The following is an 18,100-nucleotide window of genomic DNA, read 5'->3' on the forward strand; positions in this document are numbered from 1 at the left end:
CGGTGCCTCCGAGCGCCGCTAGCGTTGCGAGCGCGGCGGCTCCGAGGCGTTAAAACGCTCGGTACGCAGCTGGTCAATAGCCGGGATATCCAAGGGCTCGAGTTCGCTGAGCGCTACCCCCATGGCCTTGGCCAGCAGCAGGTCAGCCAGTTGCGGGTTGCGTGCCAGGACCGGACCGTGCATGTAGGTGGCGATGACGCTGCCCTGCACCGCACCCTCGGCTCCGCGCTGAACAGCCTTGTCAGAGAGATCCAGGATGGCGGCGGTATCCGCATTGCCGGTTCCGCGCGTCAGCGTTCCCAGCGGCTGGGCGGCGGGCCCCAGGATGGTGGCACCCATGTGGTTTTCAAAACCGGTGAGTGGCTCGGTGAGCTCAGCAGTGATGCCGGCCTTGGTCGGTTCGGTGGCTACCTCGCCGATGGCGCGCTCGGTCATGGAGGCAGTGGTGGCGTCGATAAGCCCCACGCCATCCACAACGCGACCGGACGCACGGAAGGATTCGCCGAGCACCTGCAGGCCTGCGCAAATCGCCAGAATCGGGCGCTTAGCGGTCGCCGCACGGGTGAGGCCACCGTCAGCGATGAGGTGTTCCGCGGCGAGAATCTGCGCGGTGTCCTCGCCGCCGCCCAGGGTGTAAACGTCGAGGGAATCCGGCACCGGCTCGCCCAGCTTGATGGGGACAATCTCCGCCTCGTGGCCGCGCATGCGGGCGCGCTGGCGCAGGACTAAGGCGTTGCCGTCATCGCCGTAGGTGCCCAGGATGTCCGGGAGGATGAGGCCAATCTGCAGGCTAGTCATTCGAGTGCTCCTTTGCTGCTGCGGCGGTAAGTGCCTTCTTCAGATCGCGGAAGGCGGTGTAGTTGGCCAAAACCTCGATGCGGCCTTCCGGACAAGATTGAATAGCGGTGAGCGGGTCCGCAATGAGCTCGTGCGAGATATCCGCGTAGACCAAACGCACGGCTAGATCCGTGCCGCGCTCGCCGGCTGCCTTGACAGGAATGCCTTCGAAATCCTCGAAGCGCACGTCCCAGAGCCAGGACATATCAATACCGTCGGCCACGTGGCCGTTAGTGGCGATGACCAGGCCATCGGCGTCACGGTCCACCATGGACAGCGCCTCCTGCCAGCCGGCCGGATTCTTAGCCAAGAGCAGGCGGATTTCGCGTTTGCCCAGCGTGATGGTGGAGTAGCGTCCGGCTACGTCGTTGACGCTTTCGGCAGCGGCGATAGCCTTGTGGCGGTCCACGCCGAAGGCCTCCACGGCAGCGGCGACGGCCTGGGCGGCGTTACCGCGGTTGGCCCGGCCCGGCAGAGCAAGCTTGAGCTTGTCGACGCCCCCCGGGCTCACAATGCCTTCCTCCGTCACCGCCCAGGTGGGGGTGGGGCGGCGGAACTCGCGGCCGTCGGCAAGCGGCTTGACCGCGCGCCAGTCCTCACCGTCACGTACGATGTGGCCCCCAGTGCGTGGACAGGTGACTGATTCACCCATCCAGCCGGCACCCGCGGAAACCCAAATGACATTCTTTGCGTCATAGGCCACGGAGGTCATGAGGACGTCATCACAGTTGGCGATGACGAGCATGTCCGGGTGGGCCTCGACGGCGCCGCGCAGGGCGCGTTCAATCTTGTTGATCTCACCCACGCGGTCCAGCTGGTCGCGGGAAAGGTTCAGCAGCACCAGCGCGGTGGGGCTGAGATTATCCGCGACGTGGGGAACGTGGAGCTCGTCCACCTCAAGGACTAGATGGCTCGCATCTTTGCCGGCCAAGAGGGCGGAGATGATTCCCGCATCCATGTTGTCGCCGCCATCGTTGGTAGCCACGGTGTGCTCGGCGCGCACAGCGGCGGCGAGCATGCGCGTGGTGGTGGACTTACCGTTGGTTCCGGTCACCAGGATGGCTGGGCGCTGCTTGGCCAGGTTCTGCATGATGGTGGGGTCGATGGCGTTGGCGATGAGCCCGCCAATCATGCCGCCCGCGCCGCGGCCCGTGGCGCGCGAGGCGGTGGTGGCCAGCGCCGCAGCGGTGGTAGCGACCGCAGTGCGCGCGGAAGAAAACGCGCTTCGGAAGTTAAAATTCATGTTCCCCAGAGTAGTCGGGGGAGCTTAGCTATCGGTGTTGTGTGAGCGGTTGTGTCCCGAGTTTTGCTGCTTCTGGTGGTTGCCACTACCGCGGCGGCCACGTCCGCCGCGCCGGCGACGGCGGCGACCTTTATTGCCGCCCCTGTTCCGGTTGTTCGAGTCGGAGTCCGACTGGGCGGGCTTGTCACTCGCAGATCCGTCGGATGAGGAGCCCTGGTGCTTCTTCTGCGCGTGTCCCTGCTTGGGGGAGTGCTGAGTGCCGGAGGACTTGCGACGCGAGCGGCGGCGGTTCTTGCTCGTGGAACGATTGCGGTTGGATTGTCCGCTGCTGTGACGTCCGCCCGAGTTACCCGTTGATGTGGAACCGGATTCTTCCGCTGGTTCCGTGGGCTCCTCGATGCGCTCGAGAGCGGCGAGGAAGGCAACATCGGACATCAGGGGGATGTCCTTGCGGTGAGCGTGCATGGGCTTGCCCACGAGGTTGGTGGTGATGTTGCAGACCACCAGGGAGGTTTCTCGGGTGAGCTTCTCCGAGTAGTTGAGCTCCTCCCGGGCCAGCGCGGCGATGATGGTATCGGGGTCCTCGGTGATTTCCGGAGCCACGACGATCTCCATGCCACGGATGAGCTCCTTGCCAGGCACATACGCGCCGGGGTTGTGATGCTGGCGGGGAGCCTCAGCAGCGTCGACGCGGACGTGGGAGCGCTGCAGTCCAAAACGGTCCGCTCGCAGGTCATCCGGTGCCGCACTGCTGCGTGGGCCCGCGGCTTGCGTGCGATAAAGATCCACAAGCAGGCGGGTTGCTTCGCGGGAGGTCTCCTTCTCCGGCCTCTGCGCACGTTCGACGCTGGCCGTGGGGTCAGGCGCGGGAAGGCCCGTATCGCGAGCGACTGCTGCCAGACGAATATCGGTGCCCCATACGCTTTGGCGACGAGCCGTGGCGAGGGTATCCACGATCGCCACTGGGGTAGGAACGTGTCCCACCTTGAATCGGCGGCGCCGGCCCTTGCCGCGGTTGCGATTGCGCGCGCGGTTCTGGCGGGCGGCGGCGGTCATTGCGCGGCGTGCCTCTGAGACGATGAAACCCCAGGTGTAGGGGGCGTCATGGACGATGAGCGTGCGGCCATCGAGGAGCCGGTCCAGTGGCTTGAGGAGCATGGAAAAGGACTGCCCGGCTTGGACTTCCTCAGTGCTCAGACCGTGCAGGTGCCTGGGGCCTGGGTCCTCGCCCGGATTGATGACGGCGTGAAACTCTTGGCCGATATCGCCGTTGGCGTTGAGGGTGAGCGCATCAACGGTGAGCAGCCTGCCGGTGGAGGGGTGGATGCCGGTGGTTTGGATGGTCAGCGCTACGAAGGGGAAAGCTGCGAGGGCTTCCTCTCGGGCGGTGGCTTTGTCCTTGTTGTCGTCCTTGTTCGGCTGGGCTGCCTGACGCTCATTCCCGCTCTGCTTGTGGGCAGCTTGGTGCGGACGTGGTCCCGGCTTCGGGGCGTTGGTGTTCGGTGACGCCGCGGCCGGCGTCCCTGCTGCGCCAGGCTGCGCTGCAGGCTTGGTGGGGCCGGGTGTCGTAGTCATTGTTCACAGTTTAGTACCCAACTGCGAGGAAGCTGGAAAGGGCACACGTGAAGCGGCTCTAACCACCTAAATGGAAGTAGGGGTGGCGCTGCGCGCTGAGGCGACTAACCGAATTCGATGATGATGACCCAGCCGTCGCGGTCAGGCGTTGGTTCAGGCTTTGGCTCTGGGGTCGGGTCCGGTGTGCGGCTCGGTTCAGGAGTGCGCTCTGGCTCAGGCGTAGGGGTCTCGCTTGGCTCAGGCGTGGGCTCGGTGGTTGGCTCCGACGTGGGCGTTTCGCTGGACTCAGTGGTCGGCTCTGACGTGAGGGAATCGCTCGGCTCGGAAGTTACCGGCGCAGCCGTAGTCGACGGAGCTGGTTCAGACGTACGTGGGGTAGTCGTCGGAGTGGTGTCCGGAGCCGCCGAAGTTGGCGTAGCCTTCTGCGTCGGCGTGGAGCTAGGTTCGCTCGTGTGCGTGGAAGGAGTGATCTCCCCCGGCTCTTCGGGTTCCTTCTCTGCTTCCGGAGTTGCGAGCACTTCGTGTCTGTTGCGAGCGGAAGGAGCTACTTCCGCAGGCGCAGCCAGCTCTGCATGTTGAGTGGGCTCTGCTAGTTCAGTTGGCGCGGGCTGTTCTGTCAGTTCAGACGGTTCAGCCAGTGCAGTCGGCTCCACTGGTTCTATGGGCTCAGACAGTTCCGTTGGCTCAGCCGCGACGTTCTGGTCCTGGGGGTGGTGGGTGTCTGCGACGGTGCCTTCGGTTTGCTCATCTGCCCAAGCGGAAGGTTCGCTGTCAATTTCTTCATCATTAGCCGGGCTGGGGGCCAGCAGCGACGTGGTGTACCCCTCCAAAACCGAGTCGGTGATGTGATCGTGATCGGGATGGAGCGCGTGCACCGAGGAGACGAAGTTTGCTGTTCCACCGATGAGCACTGCGATGCCTGCAGCGCCGGCCAGTTTGAGTCCGGTGCTAGCTACCGCGACCTGCGTTCCGGCCGTCGCAGCAGCCCCGACGGAATTCAAGGACAGGGCCTGTGCGCCTTTCGCGGCAGTGGAGCCGGCGGTCTGTGCCGCACCTGCTGTTTGAGAGCTGCCGAAAGGTGCGATCGCGGCGTGCGCCCTGTCAGTACTTGCGGCCGTCGCGGCAGCCGCTCCCGCTGCAGCGGCGATGACACCCGCGGTACGCATCGCAAAATTAGTGTCCGGGGTTCCATCTTCGGTGTAGACAGTCAGCGTGGGGACTTCGGTGTCTGGGGTGAAGTAGGCGCGGGCGATTGCGATGAGGCCCTCGTGCTTGAATCCCGTGATGGTATCGCTCAACTGCGACGCTTGATCACGTGGAATGGTGGCGACGAGTTCGTCATCCAGGTGAATCTCGATAGTGCGGCGGAAGAAATACCGGGTATTCGACAAACGTACGAGGAGCTGGGAGGGGTGCTTCGGCAGGGAGCGCGGGGTTGCCGAAAAGTCAGTGATGCGCAGAGCGCGGTCACCGTTGAGCATGCCCCAACGGCCAGCCGGAGGAATGTTGTGGGGGACGCACAGGCCTGGTTCGGGGAGGAGAACTTCAAACGCCGGGATGGTTTCCTCCGCTGCATCTTCGCGGAGAACAATTTCTGCGGTGGCCTGCGGCGTTAATCCCGCGCCGATGATCGAGTCCAATTCCGCGTAATCGGTGGATTGGGAGGCGGGAATGACACCGACGATGTCTTCGTTATGGCGGACGCGGAAACCGGAGCGGGAGTGCCCACACAAGGTCACGGGGAGATGGTTGGCCTCTGCCAAGGAGAGTAGTTGCAGGAACATCTCTGGGGTGACGGCGTCAACCGTAAGGCGCCGAGGCTCACCAAAACCACTGTGGGGGACCACGTAGTTAGTGACCGTCATATAATTCGCCTTCGTTGGTCGCACCGCGACAAATGCGCGCGGTGTGAAACCGTGCGCAGCAGGGAATGTCGTCGTGCGGGCTTTAATCCTTTAGTCCGCACTAGGTGTTTAAAAAAATTGTTTCTGTGTTGTCTGTATCCAGTATATAACCCGCCGAGGGCGGCCTACAACAGCGCATATACAGCGCGATGTTACATGACGCAACATTGGCGCAAAGATTGTGCCGGAATTCTGTACACGGGAGTGCGAGGGAGGGGCCGAGTGCTTGGTTTGAGCCTCTCCCTCGCGTCTGGCGGCGCAGTTAGTCGGCGCTAGTCAGCGCGGTTGACCGCAGACGTAATCGCGTTGATGGAGGCGCGGGTCGTGGAGCCGGCGATGCCGGCACCCCACACCTGGGCGCCGTTGACTTCGGCAGCGATGTAGCAGGCCGCCTCCGCATCGTCACCGGCGGTGCGGGACTGCTGGGAGTAGTCGATGACCTCGAAGTCGATTCCGACATCCTCCAGGGCATTGGCGTACGCGGCGATGGGGCCGTTGCCGATACCGGAGATAACGCGCTTCTCGCCGTTGAAGACGATGGTCGCGGTGACCTTGGCGTCCTCTTCTTCCGTGGTGGAGTTGTCTACCTGGAAAGTCACCAGCTCCAGCGGGGCGGTGCGCTCCAAAAATTCGTTGGCGAAGATATCCCACATGTTCTTGGAGTTGACCTCGCCGCCCTCGGCGTCGGTCACTGCCTGTACAACAGAGGAGAACTCTGCCTGCATGGCGCGCGGCATGTTGATGCCGTGATCGGTCTTCATGATGTAAGCTACGCCGCCCTTGCCGGACTGCGAGTTGACGCGAATGACAGCTTGGTAATCGCGGCCGACATCCTTCGGATCGATGGGCAGGTAGGGAACCTCCCACGTGGTTTCCTGCAGCTCTTCCCAGGAGACCTCGGTGTTGTTCGCGCCCGGGCGCACCTCCTGCGCCAGGGCATCCAGGCCCTTGTTGATGGCATCTTGGTGCGAGCCGGAAAAGGCTGTAAACACCAGCTCACCGCCGTAGGGGTGTCGCTCCGGAACGCGCAGCTGGTTGCAGTACTCCACCGTCTCACGGATCTTGGGCAGATCGGAGAAGTCGATCTGCGGATCCACTCCTTGGGTGAGCATGTTCAGGCCCAGGGTGACGATATCCACGTTGCCGGTGCGCTCACCGTTGCCGAACAGGCAGCCCTCAATGCGGTCCGCGCCGGCCATGTAGCCCAGCTCAGCGGCGGCGATTCCCTCGCCGCGGTCATTGTGCGGGTGCAGGGACATGATGATGGAATCACGCCGAGCAAAGTTGCGGTGCATCCACTCGATCTGGTCGGCGTAGACGTTCGGACTGATCATCTCGACGGTGGAGGGCAGGTTGATGATCATGGGGTTTTCCGGAGTTGCCTCCATGATGTCTACGACGGCATCGCAGACCTCAACAGCAAAGTCCAGCTCGGTTCCTGTGAAGGACTCTGGCGAGTACTCCCAGCGCCAGTTGGTGTCCGGGTAATCCTTGGCAATGCTCTTGATGAGCTCCGCGGCGTCCGTCGCCAGCTTCTTAATGGCTGGGCGGTCCTTGCGGAAGACCACGCGGCGTTGCAGCTTCGAGGTGGAGTTGTAGAAGTGCACGATGACGTTCTTCGCACCCTGGCAAGCCTCAAAAGTGCGGCGAATCAGGTGCTCGCGGGCCTGCACCAGGACCTGAATGGTGACGTCTTCCGGAATCTTGTTGCCCTCGATAATTTCGCGAACGAAGTCGAAGTCCGTCTGAGAGGCGGAAGGGAAGCCCACCTCAATTTCCTTGTAGCCCATCTTGACCAGCAGGTCGAACATGCGGTGCTTGCGCTCGGGGCTCATCGGATCGATGAGGGCCTGATTGCCGTCGCGCAGGTCCACCGCGCACCACTGCGGGGCCACGGTGATCTTTTTATCCGGCCACGTGCGGTCAGGCAGGCTAACTGGCTCGACCTCTTCGGCGAAGCTCTGGTAGCGGTGAACCGGCATTGAGGAACTGCGCTGCTTGTTCCAGGCAGGTTGGTTGTCGTTGCGTGGGCCAGCCGGAGTGGTGATTTCGCGGGGTGCGGAAATGAAAGAATCGTTCGGGGACATGGTGTTTGTTCTCTTCCTTGTATGAGGCTTGGGGAACGGCCAGCTGCGGTGTGTGTTGGCATCACCACGCTCCGCGACGGGGCGCTGGCCGTAAAGCTACAAACCTAAATCCCGCCGCGGCTACTAAGGAGAAGAGTGTGCCGCAAAGTCATGTGAGCCACAATACAACGCTTCTCATTGTGCGGCAACTGATTTCACATATTGGGACGTGGTGGGGTGCGGATAAGATGCTTGGCGTGCATGAAGAGAATTCCACGAAGACGACGCCGGAACCTGGGGCGGATACCGCAGTAGAAGGTGCCTCATCAGCCTCTACCTCCTCCGCAGGTGCGCTGGGGAGGCTGGCGCTCCTGCCAGTTGCCGTGCTGGTCGCGGTTGTTGGCACCGCGGTGCGTATCGCTGTTCTCAGCGTCATTGCCGCGGTTAATGAACAGGAATTGTGGGGTCGGCTCACCGCCTGGGATGCCAAGTACTACCTGGAAATTGCACGCTCGGGCTATTTTGACGCAGACATCCGCACGGATGGCCCGGTCCATGAGATCACCATGGCCTTCTTTCCGGGTTTTCCCATGCTGTTGCGGGTGCTGGGGTGGACCGGGCTTAGCCTGGAGCTAGCTGCACTCATCATCAACACTCTCCTTACCGCGGTGATGGCCGCAGGGGTCATGGTCTTGGCGCAGCGCTTGGGGGCGGGGCGCCGGGGCCAATGCGCGGCCGCCATCGTGGTGAGCAGCGCCCCGATGTCGATCGTGTTCTCCATGCCCTACACCGAGGCCCTCTTCGGGGCGCTGGTGGTGTGGGGGCTTGTAGCGCTGGATGATCGCGCCTGGTGGCGTGCAGCGGCATTCGGCTTCGCCTTATCCTTCGTCCGGTTGACCTCCGTGGATTTTCTCGCTGTCTTTGCCCTGTGGGTTCTCATATATGGGCGGCGCTCTTGGCAAGCGTGGCTCAGCCTGGTTGTGGCGGCGCTCCCGTTGCCGGCATATCTACTGTGGACGCAGCGCTATCTGGCGGAGGCTGGCGGCTATTTCGGGATTCAAACTGAGCACTGGAATTCCACCTTTGATGGCGGTGCGGCAACCGTGCAGTTCGTGTGGGAAACCCTGACTGAGAACAACGACGTGGGCTACCTGCTCACCACCCTGGTGATCCTGGGGGTTCCTGTGCTGCTGGTGGCAGCATGGGGGAGGGTTGCCCCGGTGGCCTGGTGGTTTAGTGCCGCGCTGTGCGTGAATGTGCTGCTTTCCGACGGCATCATGCACTCGCGTCCGCGTCTCCTCCTGCCCGCGATCATTCTGGTGCTGCCGTGGGTTGTGTGCGCCGCCGCGGCGTGGCGCCCGCGCGTGCTGTGGGCTGCCTGCGGAGCGTGGGTTCTGTGGTCAGCGTGGTTCTCCGCTTACATGCTGGTGGTCTTTGAGTGGGCGATTTAGCGCGGGCTTTGCTCCGCGCGCCGAGTGCTTCCCGGGTTGACCGGAACGCGCGACAAGACAATCGTCGCCGCGATCATGATGATGAGTGATGCGCCCATCACGCACCACCCCGCAACGCTCTCGACCTGAAATTTTTCACCCAGGACCCAGTAGCCCAAGCCGAAAGCCACGATGGGCTCCATGATGGTCATGGCGGGAAGGGAGTGCGCCAAAGCGCCGGCGTGGAAGGAATACTGTTGGATGACCGTGCCGGCAGCGGCCAGTCCGATGAGCGCATAGAGCTCCCAGCTAGCCAGCAAGGGCGCAATGCCCTGGTGTGAGAGGACGTCCACCACCGCCTTGGCCACGAGTGCCACGTAGCCGTAGAGGATGCCGCACGCGCTGCCGAGCGCGAGTGCGGCTTCCTCCGGCCGGTTATAGGCCGCCACAAAGAGTGCGGTGAGTGTCAGTGCGCCGAGGGCGAAGGCGGGCCACCACTGGGACCAGGTGGGCGTCGTCAAGCCTGCGGTGGGGCGCCCGTAGACCACCATGATGCCCACCGCGATGGTCAGTGCCAGGCACCAGAAGACCTCCCGCGCCGGCATCGGCCGGCGGGAATACCACGCGGCGAGCGGCAGCGTGAACATCAAGGACAGGACGAGGATGGGCTGCACAATGAGCAATGTGCCGAAGTGGAGTGCGATGAGCTGCAAGGCATAGGCAACGACGGCGCCGCCGGTGCCAATCCACCACAGAGGCGTGCGAATTGCTGTGCGCATGACGTTCCTGGAGCTGGCGTCCAACACGATTCGGTGGCGTATGACAGTGCCCCAGGCCACGACTAGTGCCGAGGCCAGTGCGAAAGCAACGGCAACCAGGTTTGAAAGCATCGTTTCTACCCTACCTGGAATTAATACCCAGTACGTGTTTCGATGGTAGCGAAAGGGCGGTAGGCTAAAGGAGTTGACTGCCGGTCTATAGGTATTGGGTAGTGAACAGATATTGGCCCTCACAAACAGGAAAGGTGGGACCATCAGTGGCCCTAGTCGTACAGAAATACGGGGGATCCTCCCTCGAAAGCGCAGAGCGCATTCGCGCGGTGGCGGAGCGTATTGTGGCGACGAAGAAACAGGGCAACGACGTGGTTGTCGTGTGCTCCGCCATGGGGGATACCACCGATGAGCTCCTAGACCTCGCCGCCCAGGTCAACCCCGTCCCGCCGCAGCGCGAGATGGACATGCTGCTGACCGCTGGCGAGCGCATCTCCAATGCGCTCGTTGCCATGGCGGTGGAGTCCTTGGGCGCGCAGGCGCAATCCTTCACCGGCTCCCAGGCCGGCGTGCTCACCACCGAGCGCCACGGAAACGCCCGCATTGTTGACGTCACCCCGGGCCGCCTTACCGAAGCACTGGAAGAAGGCAAGATCTGCATCGTCGCGGGTTTCCAGGGTGTCAACAAGGAATCGCGTGACGTCACCACCCTCGGCCGCGGCGGTTCAGATACCACCGCGGTGGCGCTGGCGGCAGCGCTCAAGGCCGACGTGTGTGAGATTTATTCCGATGTCGACGGCGTCTACACCGCCGACCCCCGCATTGTCCATAACGCCCAGAAGCTCGAGCAACTCTCCTTCGAGGAGATGCTGGAGTTGGCTGCCGTCGGCTCCAAGATTCTGGTCCTGCGCAGCGTCGAATACGCTCGCGCGTTCAACGTTCCCCTTCGAGTTCGCTCGTCTTATTCAACCGACCCCGGCACGCTGATTGCCGGATCAATGGAGGATATCCCCGTGGAAGAAGCAGTACTAACCGGTATCGCTACCGACCGTTCCGAGGCCAAGGTCACCGTTCTGGGCATCCCGGACCGCCCCGGCGAGGCAGCCAAGGTCTTCCGCGCCATCGCGGATGCTGAGATCAACATTGACATGGTCCTGCAAAACGTTTCTTCCCTGGAATCCGGTACCACCGACATCACCTTCACTTGCCCGCGCTCGGATGGCCCGAAGGCAATGGAGATCCTGGCCAAGCTCAAGGAGGAGGGGCACTGGGCCAACGTGCTTTACGACGACCAGGTGGGCAAGGTCTCCCTCGTCGGTGCCGGCATGAAGTCCCACCCGGGTGTCACCGCTGACTTCACGGAAGCATTGCGTGATGCTGGGGTCAACATGGAGCTCATCTCCACCTCCGAGATCCGCATTTCCGTGCTGACCCGCGAGGCTGATCTCGAAAAGGCAGCCATTGCTTTGCACGAGAAGTTCCAGCTGGGTGGCGAGGAAGAGGCCACCGTTTATGCTGGTACCGGACGCTAAAGTTTAAGGAGTTAAGGTCATGACCACTGTTGCAGTTGTAGGCGCCACCGGCCAGGTCGGCCGCGTGATGCGCACCCTCTTGGAGGAGCGCAACTTCCCGGCCGATACGGTTCGATTCTTTGCCTCCGCCCGCTCGGCGGGCCAGGAGCTCATCTTCCGCGAGGACAAGGTTGTCGTGGAAGACCTGGCAGAGCAGACCGTCGAAAGCCTCGCTGGAATCGACGTCGCCGTGTTTTCCGCCGGCGGTGGCACTTCGAAGGAATACGCCCCGCTCTTCGCTGAAGCCGGTGCCATCGTGGTGGATAACTCCTCTGCCTGGCGCAAGGACCCGGACGTGCCGCTCATCGTCTCGGAGGTGAATCCGGAGGAGAAGAGCAACACCCCGAAGGGCATCATCGCTAACCCGAACTGCACGACCATGGCGATCATGCCGGTCACCAAGGCGCTGCACGACGTCGCCGGTCTCACCACCATGCGCGTCGCCTCCTACCAGGCTGTTTCAGGTTCCGGCCTGGCGGGCGTGGAGACCCTGGTCAAGCAGGTCGCCTCCATCGGTGACCGCAACGTTGAGCTCGTGCACGACGGCTCGGCACTCGAGGTCTCCGAGGAGGACCTGGGCCCCTACGTCGCCCCGATTGCGTATAACGCGCTGCCGATGGCCGGCAACCTCGTCGATGACGGAACCGAGGAGACGGACGAGGAGCAGAAGCTGCGCAACGAGTCCCGCAAGATCCTGGGTATCCCGGAGCTGAAGGTATCCGGCACGTGCGTGCGCATCCCGGTATTCACCGGCCACACCATGGTGGTGCACGCGGAGTTCGAGAAGCCGATTACCCCGGAGCAGGCCCGCGAGGTGCTCTCGGCCGCGCCGGGCGTCAAGGTTGTCGATGTGCCGACTCCGCTGGCGGCAGCTGGCATCGACCTCTCCTTGGTGGGTCGCATCCGCCAAGACCAGACGGTCGAGGACAACAAGGGGCTCGTCTTCGTGGTCTCCGGCGATAACTTGCGCAAGGGTGCTGCGCTCAACACCATTCAGATTGCGGAGCTCCTGGTTTAAGCGCCGCAATAACAAGAAAAGTCCGCCCCAGATATCACTCTGGTGGCGGACTTTTCTTCTCTTTTCTAAGCAGGAAACGCTAGTCCTTCGGGACCTCGGGCTTGGTGTGTTCCACAAAGGTCACGGAGGGGTCTGGGTCTTCGCGGTCGTATTCAATCTCATCGTCAGCCTCGAGCTCCTCATGGATTTCCTCGGCCACGGCAGAGACGAATTCTTCAGTTTCCATGTTGGAGGCCGCTGCCAGCTTGCGCAGCTCGCGCTCGTTCTTCTTGGTGAAGTGCTCGCGCGGGTCCAGGCGGCGCTTGACCAAGGTACGGGCGCGCACGCGGCGGTCAGACTCGGAGGTGATCTTGTCGCGCTGAGTGATCCAGCTGATGACCATGACGGCGATCATGAGCAGGCCAATCCAGCCCAGAATCGGGTAGACGCTGGAAACCAGCTGCTTGAAGCCAATGAAGGAGAGGATGAAGCCCACAACGCAAGCACCCGCGTAGACGGGGTAGAAGAGCTTCGGCTTCTTACGGGTCAGGCGCTTGCCCATGGCGTAGAACATGCCGATGGCGGTGTTGAAGACCATGCCGTAGATGATGAAGGTCATGAAGTAACCCAGGACCGGGTTCACGTGGTTGATCAGCGTCAGCACCGGCAGGTCCTGCTTATAGACTTCCGGCGCCACCATGTAGAGGGAAACCACGAGGAGAGCGAGCAGAAGCAGGTAGAAGAAGCCACCGATGAGGCCGCCGATGCCTACAGCGCGGTTATCTAGGATGTTGCCGCCGATGACGATAGACATTGAGACCGCGCACATGACGTTGAGGCCGGTGTAGTTCAACGCGGCCAGCCACCAGTTGCTGAGGGGGCTTTCGACGTTGCTGACAGCAAAGTCATTGGCGCTGGACCAATCCACGTCGGTCACGATGATGGTGTAGCCGGTGGCCAGAACCACGAAGATAATGATGAACGGCGTAATCGCGCCGATGACGTTACTGACCTTATCCACATCGAGGAGGCCCACCAGCAGGACGAGCACGAGCATGATGGCGCCGCCGACCCAGATGGGCACGCCCTCGAACTGCTGGCTAATAGTGGAGCCACCACCGGCGAACATGACGAAGCCGATGGAGAACAGAGTGGCCAACGTTCCCCAGTCCAAGATTCGGGAGACGATGGGCCCGCTGATGTTGTCATAGACTGCCGTGTGCTCGTCGGCCTGGAAGTAGGAGCCAAGCTGCAAAATGGCCACACCAGTAATAATCATGAGGGCGGAGGCGAGAAGCACGCCCCACAGGCCCATGTTTCCGAAAGCCACGAAGTACTGGAGTGCTTCCTGGCCGGAGGCAAAACCGGCGCCGACGACGACACCAATGAAGGCCATGGAAATGGCCACTGCGCGTTTCCACATAAAGTAAAGAGGTCTCTCAATCTCACACGCGCCGGGGGAATGCCATCACAACCCAAGGTGTGGTGCGGGCAATTGGGAAAGCCTCGCGGGCCCGGTTCGACTATCGATTTATCACGTGTGCCTCGAAAAAGATTAGGTGTGTTCGATAGGTATTTTCCAGCTGAGACCGCGGTTTCTTTAAGGAGCGGCAGTGGCGAGGGTGTGAGAATTTGCCGTTTGGCGCATGTAGGTGCAGGTTCTGTGGCCGACCATGCCCATTTGTAACGGCTCGATAACGATTAGCCGCGTTGGTCGATGAGGTCCTTGCGGGCGCGGGCAACGCGGGAGCGAATAGTGCCCACGCGAACCCCGGCGATCTTCGCGGCCTCCTCGTAGGTGTAGCCCAACACCTGGGTCAGGATGAGGGCTTCGCGGCGGTCGTCCGGGAGGGCGTCGATAAGTGCGCGGGCGTCGATCCACTCGCTCCACGTGCCGGAGTTTTCGGGGGTCGCGGCAAGGGCGGCGGCGTCCTCGTATTCGGTGCTGGACTTGCGTGGGCGGGCCATGTCGTGGCGGATGTTGTCTACCCATACGCGGCGGGCAAGCGAAAGCAGCCATGTGCGCGCTGAGGAGCGGGCGGCGAAGCGGGGGAGTGCGCCGATGACGCGCAGGTAGGTCTCTTGGGTGAGATCGTCCGCGATGTCTGGGCCCCCAAGGTGTGCAAGCAGGCGCCAGACGTCATCTTGGGTGGACTTGATGAACTCCGTGAGGGCTGCGCGATCGCCACGGCCTGCCTTGAGGGCGAGGTCGGTGACGCGCGCATCGTCGCGCTCGGAGTGTCGTTTCACCTCCCATAACTTACCAGTCGGGGGATGAGGGGCTTGGGCACTAGGGGCTCAAGTCCGTGAGCTCTGGCAACCCCAGAAACTGTTGCGTAGGTCATTTTTTATGGCTAGACTATGAAAGGTCCGTGATTGATAATGTAAAGCAAATTATCAACCGATTTAGGAGGCATTAACCCCATGACTAACGCTTCGAATGAGTCCGCGGCAGACAAGGTTCTAGATAAGGGGCAGCGCGCCCCGGGCGGCCCGAACACTACCCGCCCTTCCGGTCAGCCGGTTGCTACTGAAAACACCAGCATCACCGCTGGCCAGAACGGCCCGGTAGTGCTCAATGACATCCACCTGATTGAGAAGCTGGCGCACTTCAACCGTGAGCGTGTGCCGGAGCGTACCCCGCACGCTAAGGGCCACGGCGCCTTTGGTGAGCTGCACGTTACCGAGGACGTCTCCGCCTACACCAAGGCAAAGCTCTTCCAGAAGGGCACCGTGACCCCGATGATGGGTCGCTTCTCCACCGTTGCCGGTGAGCAGGGCTCCCCGGATACCTGGCGTGACGTCCACGGCTTCGCGCTGCGCTTCTACACCGAGGATGGCAACTACGACATCGTGGGTAATAACACCCCGGTCTTCTTCCTGCGTGATGGCATTAAGTTCCCAGACTTCATCCACTCCCAGAAGCGTCTGGGCGCCAACGGCCTGCGCGATGCTGACATGCAGTGGGATTTCTGGACCCGCAACCCGGAGACCACCCACCAGGTGACCTACCTCATGGGTGACCGCGGTACCCCGAAGACCACCCGCCACCAGAACGGCTACGGCTCCCACACCTTCCAGTGGGTCAACGAGTCCGGCGATGCCTTCTGGGTGAAGTACCACTTCAAGACCCGCCAGGGCGTGGAGAACTTCACCGACGCTGAAGCTACGGAGATGGCCGGCAAGAATGCTGACTACCACCGCGAGGACCTCTACAACGCCATCGAGGAAGGCAATTTCCCGGTCTGGGACGTCAAGGTTCAGATCATGCCGGTGGCGGAGGCTGAAGAGTACCGCTTCAACCCCTTCGACCTGACCAAGACCTGGTCCAAGAAGGATTACCCGCTGGTGGATGTCGGATACTTCGTACTCAACCGCAACCCGCGCAACTTCTTCGCGCAGATTGAGCAGGTTGCCCTGGATCCGTCCAACATCGTCCCGGGCATTGGCCTGTCCCCGGACAAGATGCTGCAGGCACGCGTCTTTGCGTACGCTGACCAGCAGCGCTACCGCATCGGGCCGAACTACAAGCAGCTGCCGGTGAACCAGCCGCTCAACCAGGTCAACACCTATGAGCACGAGGGCCCGATGCAGTACCTGTTCAACGCCCCGGAGGATCCGGTCTACTCGCCGAACCGCCACGCCAAGGGCGGCGGCTACATGGACGGCGATGAGAACCTGCGCTTCAAGGAGCAGGAGACCACCACCGCTCCGGATCTCTACGTCAACCCGGATCCGGCAGGCATCGACCTGGTTCGCGCGCCCTACGTCCGCCACGCCGAGGACAACGACACCGTACAGGCCACCGACCTGTACGAGAACGTCTATGACGACGGCGCTAAGGAACGCCTGGCGGACAACATCACCAACGCTATGGCCGGTGTGTCCCCGGAGACCGAGGAGCGTGTCTACGCTTACTGGGACGCTGTCTCCCCGCAGCTGGGCAAGCGCGTGCGCGAGCTCTTTGCTGAAAAGAAGTAGGGATTAACACAGGAGTGTTAATCCCGTCGCATCGGTGAGCTAATCAGCCCCGCCAGGTTCATTCCTGGCGGGGCTTTTCCGCGCGCCTGACCGCTTTTGTGCAGCGTGAACGATAGTTTCTTTTACATGACCTCACGCCTAGCCAGCCCTGCAGATGCCAACCGGAAAATTGGCGCCCGCGCTCTCATCCTCACCCTCGTGCTCATCCTGCCGCTCATCATCGGCGCGGCCGTTGCTGCCGTATCCGAATGGCAACCAGCCGAGACCTGGTCCCAGGAACAGGCGGGCGCGCCCAGCGATGGCACCATTGATCCGGCTGAGCTTTACGACGTCGCCCGTGCCCTCTCCGAAGCCAACGCCCAGGCCGGCTTCCTGGCTAATGGCACGCAGCAGCTTGCCGACGGCACCGGCGAGCTGCAGGATGGCGCCGGTGAGCTCGGCGGCGGAGTAGACAAGCTGGCAGGCGGCTCGCAAGAGCTTTATGACGGGCTCGTGCAGCTACAGTCCGGCACCGCCCAGCTGGGCAACGGTGCTACCGAGCTGGCTGATGGCGTCGGTGGAGCCGTCGACCAAGTCATCGGTCTCGGGGTGATTCGCGGACAGATCCTGCAGGCAATCGACGGGACCCTCAAGGACCTTGAAGGCAACAACTCAGCGGAGGCGAAGAATATCCGCTCGCAGCTCGGTGATCTGCGCGGCCAGGTGGAGAATTTTCAGTTCGACCAATCCGTTCAGGACCAATTGACGCAGCTCAAGGATGGATCGCGTGAACTCTCCAACCAGCTGGCCGTGAACGGCTATGCCTATCACGATGGTGTCTACCAAGCCACGGAGGGCGCAAAGCAGCTCAACGCAGGTATTGGTGAGCTCAACGCCAAGGTCGATGAGGCCTTGAAGGGCGTGGACAAGCTTGTGGAAGGAGCAGAGAAGGTCGACGGCATGGCCAAGCAGAACCAGACCAAGGTGCAGGGCGCGCAGCGTGCGATGCCGACTGTCGCCGGGCCCGCCGAGGGCGAAAGTGAACCCGCTCAGCTGCTCAGCCCCATCGTTGCTATGCTCCTCGCTGCTATCGCGGTTCTGGGCGGGGGCGTTATCGGTGCTCTGCTCACGCGCATGGAGCGCCGCATCCTCGTGCTGCTTGGCGGCGCGGTGCTCATTGGCGTCGTGGTGGGCCTGCTCGTTGCGCTCCTGGCTACCGGCGTGACCGCGGCCGCAGTGGCCTGGGCGGGGCTCGCGGCGGCGGGGGCCGGGGTGGCGTCGGCAAGCATGGTCTATGCGCTCGTGCGCTGGCTTGGTGCAGGCGGCTGGTTCCTGGGTAGCGTACTCGCCGTGGCACAGGTCGGCGTCGTGGGATGGGCCTGGAAGGCGGCGTCCACCGGCACCGATCTCAACGCCGCGATGAGCGCGTTCGTGCACCTTTTCCCCATGCAGTGGGCCACCTCCGCCATCACCGTGGCGGGCAATGGTGGGCAGTCCCCACAGCTGTGGATGGCCCTGGCCATTTTGGGGGTAATCGCGGTGGCGGCCTTCGTGCTCGTGGGGGCACCTGCTGGGCGAGCAGACAAAGAAAAAGCCTAGCTCACGGCCCTGCGGCCGGGCTATCGCATAAGTGTCAAGATACGTTACTCGCTTTTCCAGATTTTGCTACCGCTGTGAATGAAAAGAGTGCTAGAGTAAGAGGCGCTCACAAAGCCTACTTAGGGGGTAGGCAAACGGTTTCTCCAAT

General features: G+C 62.4%; 12 protein-coding genes and 1 pseudogene. 5 read left to right on the forward strand and 8 right to left on the reverse strand.

Translation table 11 applies throughout. The features are described from left to right. Nucleotides 1–18: 18 nt before the first annotated feature. The 5 genes and pseudogenes from HMPREF2537_RS02365 to leuA form a co-directional block, all read right to left on the reverse strand. The gene (locus tag HMPREF2537_RS02365; protein ID WP_070525211.1) at nt 19–798 is read right to left on the reverse strand and encodes a type 1 glutamine amidotransferase; all 780 of its coding nucleotides are present in this window, start codon (nt 796–798) and stop codon (nt 19–21) included. Next, nucleotides 791–2,080 carry a Mur ligase family protein gene (locus HMPREF2537_RS02370; RefSeq protein WP_070525213.1) on the reverse strand — a complete coding sequence of 430 codons (1,290 nt, stop codon included), beginning with the start codon at nt 2,078–2,080 and terminating at the stop codon, nt 791–793. Before HMPREF2537_RS02370 ends, HMPREF2537_RS02365 begins: the two co-directional genes overlap by 8 nt. 369 nt (nt 2,081–2,449) lie before the next feature. Next, nucleotides 2,450–3,655 (reverse strand): annotated as a pseudogene (locus tag HMPREF2537_RS02375) (DNA polymerase III subunit epsilon); the annotation flags it as partial. 104 nt (nt 3,656–3,759) lie between these two features. Then, nucleotides 3,760–5,520, reverse strand: a complete 1,761-nt coding sequence (locus tag HMPREF2537_RS02380; RefSeq protein ID WP_070525216.1) for a hypothetical protein — start codon at nt 5,518–5,520, stop codon at nt 3,760–3,762. A gap of 311 nt (nt 5,521–5,831) precedes the next feature. Beyond that, complete coding sequence (gene leuA, locus HMPREF2537_RS02385; RefSeq protein WP_070525218.1) at nt 5,832–7,646, reverse strand: 2-isopropylmalate synthase; 1,815 nt, start codon at nt 7,644–7,646, stop codon at nt 5,832–5,834. A gap of 227 nt (nt 7,647–7,873) precedes the next feature. On the opposite strand from leuA, the gene HMPREF2537_RS02390 reads away from it, so the two are divergent. Further along, on the forward strand, nt 7,874–9,076 hold the full coding sequence (locus tag HMPREF2537_RS02390) for a mannosyltransferase family protein (RefSeq protein WP_070525279.1): 1,203 nt from the start codon (nt 7,874–7,876) through the stop codon (nt 9,074–9,076). Here HMPREF2537_RS02390 and HMPREF2537_RS02395 read toward each other — a convergent pair. After that, nucleotides 9,073–9,945, reverse strand: coding sequence for a DMT family transporter (locus HMPREF2537_RS02395; protein ID WP_070525220.1), 873 nt, complete (start codon nt 9,943–9,945; stop codon nt 9,073–9,075). The two genes, HMPREF2537_RS02390 and HMPREF2537_RS02395, sit on opposite strands and share 4 nt — an antisense overlap. A 146-nt stretch (nt 9,946–10,091) precedes the next feature. Between HMPREF2537_RS02395 and HMPREF2537_RS02400 the strand changes: the two genes are divergently transcribed. After that, on the forward strand, nt 10,092–11,357 hold the full coding sequence (locus HMPREF2537_RS02400; RefSeq protein ID WP_070525222.1) for an aspartate kinase: 1,266 nt from the start codon (nt 10,092–10,094) through the stop codon (nt 11,355–11,357). A gap of 19 nt (nt 11,358–11,376) precedes the next feature. Next, complete coding sequence (locus HMPREF2537_RS02405; protein ID WP_070525224.1) at nt 11,377–12,414, forward strand: aspartate-semialdehyde dehydrogenase; 1,038 nt, start codon at nt 11,377–11,379, stop codon at nt 12,412–12,414. 79 nt (nt 12,415–12,493) lie between these two features. On the opposite strand, the gene HMPREF2537_RS02410 is transcribed toward HMPREF2537_RS02405, so the two are convergent. Together HMPREF2537_RS02410 and HMPREF2537_RS02415 are read right to left on the reverse strand one after the other, a co-directional pair. Beyond that, nucleotides 12,494–13,816, reverse strand: coding sequence for a YkvI family membrane protein (locus tag HMPREF2537_RS02410; protein WP_070525226.1), 1,323 nt, complete (start codon nt 13,814–13,816; stop codon nt 12,494–12,496). A 278-nt stretch (nt 13,817–14,094) separates the two neighbouring features. Further along, on the reverse strand, nt 14,095–14,643 hold the full coding sequence (locus HMPREF2537_RS02415; RefSeq protein WP_070525228.1) for an RNA polymerase sigma factor: 549 nt from the start codon (nt 14,641–14,643) through the stop codon (nt 14,095–14,097). A gap of 174 nt (nt 14,644–14,817) precedes the next feature. Here HMPREF2537_RS02415 and HMPREF2537_RS02420 point away from each other — a divergent pair, with 174 nt between their 5' ends. Then, nucleotides 14,818–16,374, forward strand: a complete 1,557-nt coding sequence (locus HMPREF2537_RS02420) for a catalase (protein WP_070525230.1) — start codon at nt 14,818–14,820, stop codon at nt 16,372–16,374. Nucleotides 16,375–16,500: 126 nt separating this feature from the next. Continuing rightward, nucleotides 16,501–17,952 carry a hypothetical protein gene (locus HMPREF2537_RS02425; RefSeq protein WP_070525231.1) on the forward strand — a complete coding sequence of 484 codons (1,452 nt, stop codon included), beginning with the start codon at nt 16,501–16,503 and terminating at the stop codon, nt 17,950–17,952. Nucleotides 17,953–18,100 lie beyond the last annotated feature (148 nt).

The sequence above is a fragment of the Corynebacterium sp. HMSC074E01 genome (genome assembly GCF_001808885.1).
Classification (GTDB): domain Bacteria; phylum Actinomycetota; class Actinomycetes; order Mycobacteriales; family Mycobacteriaceae; genus Corynebacterium.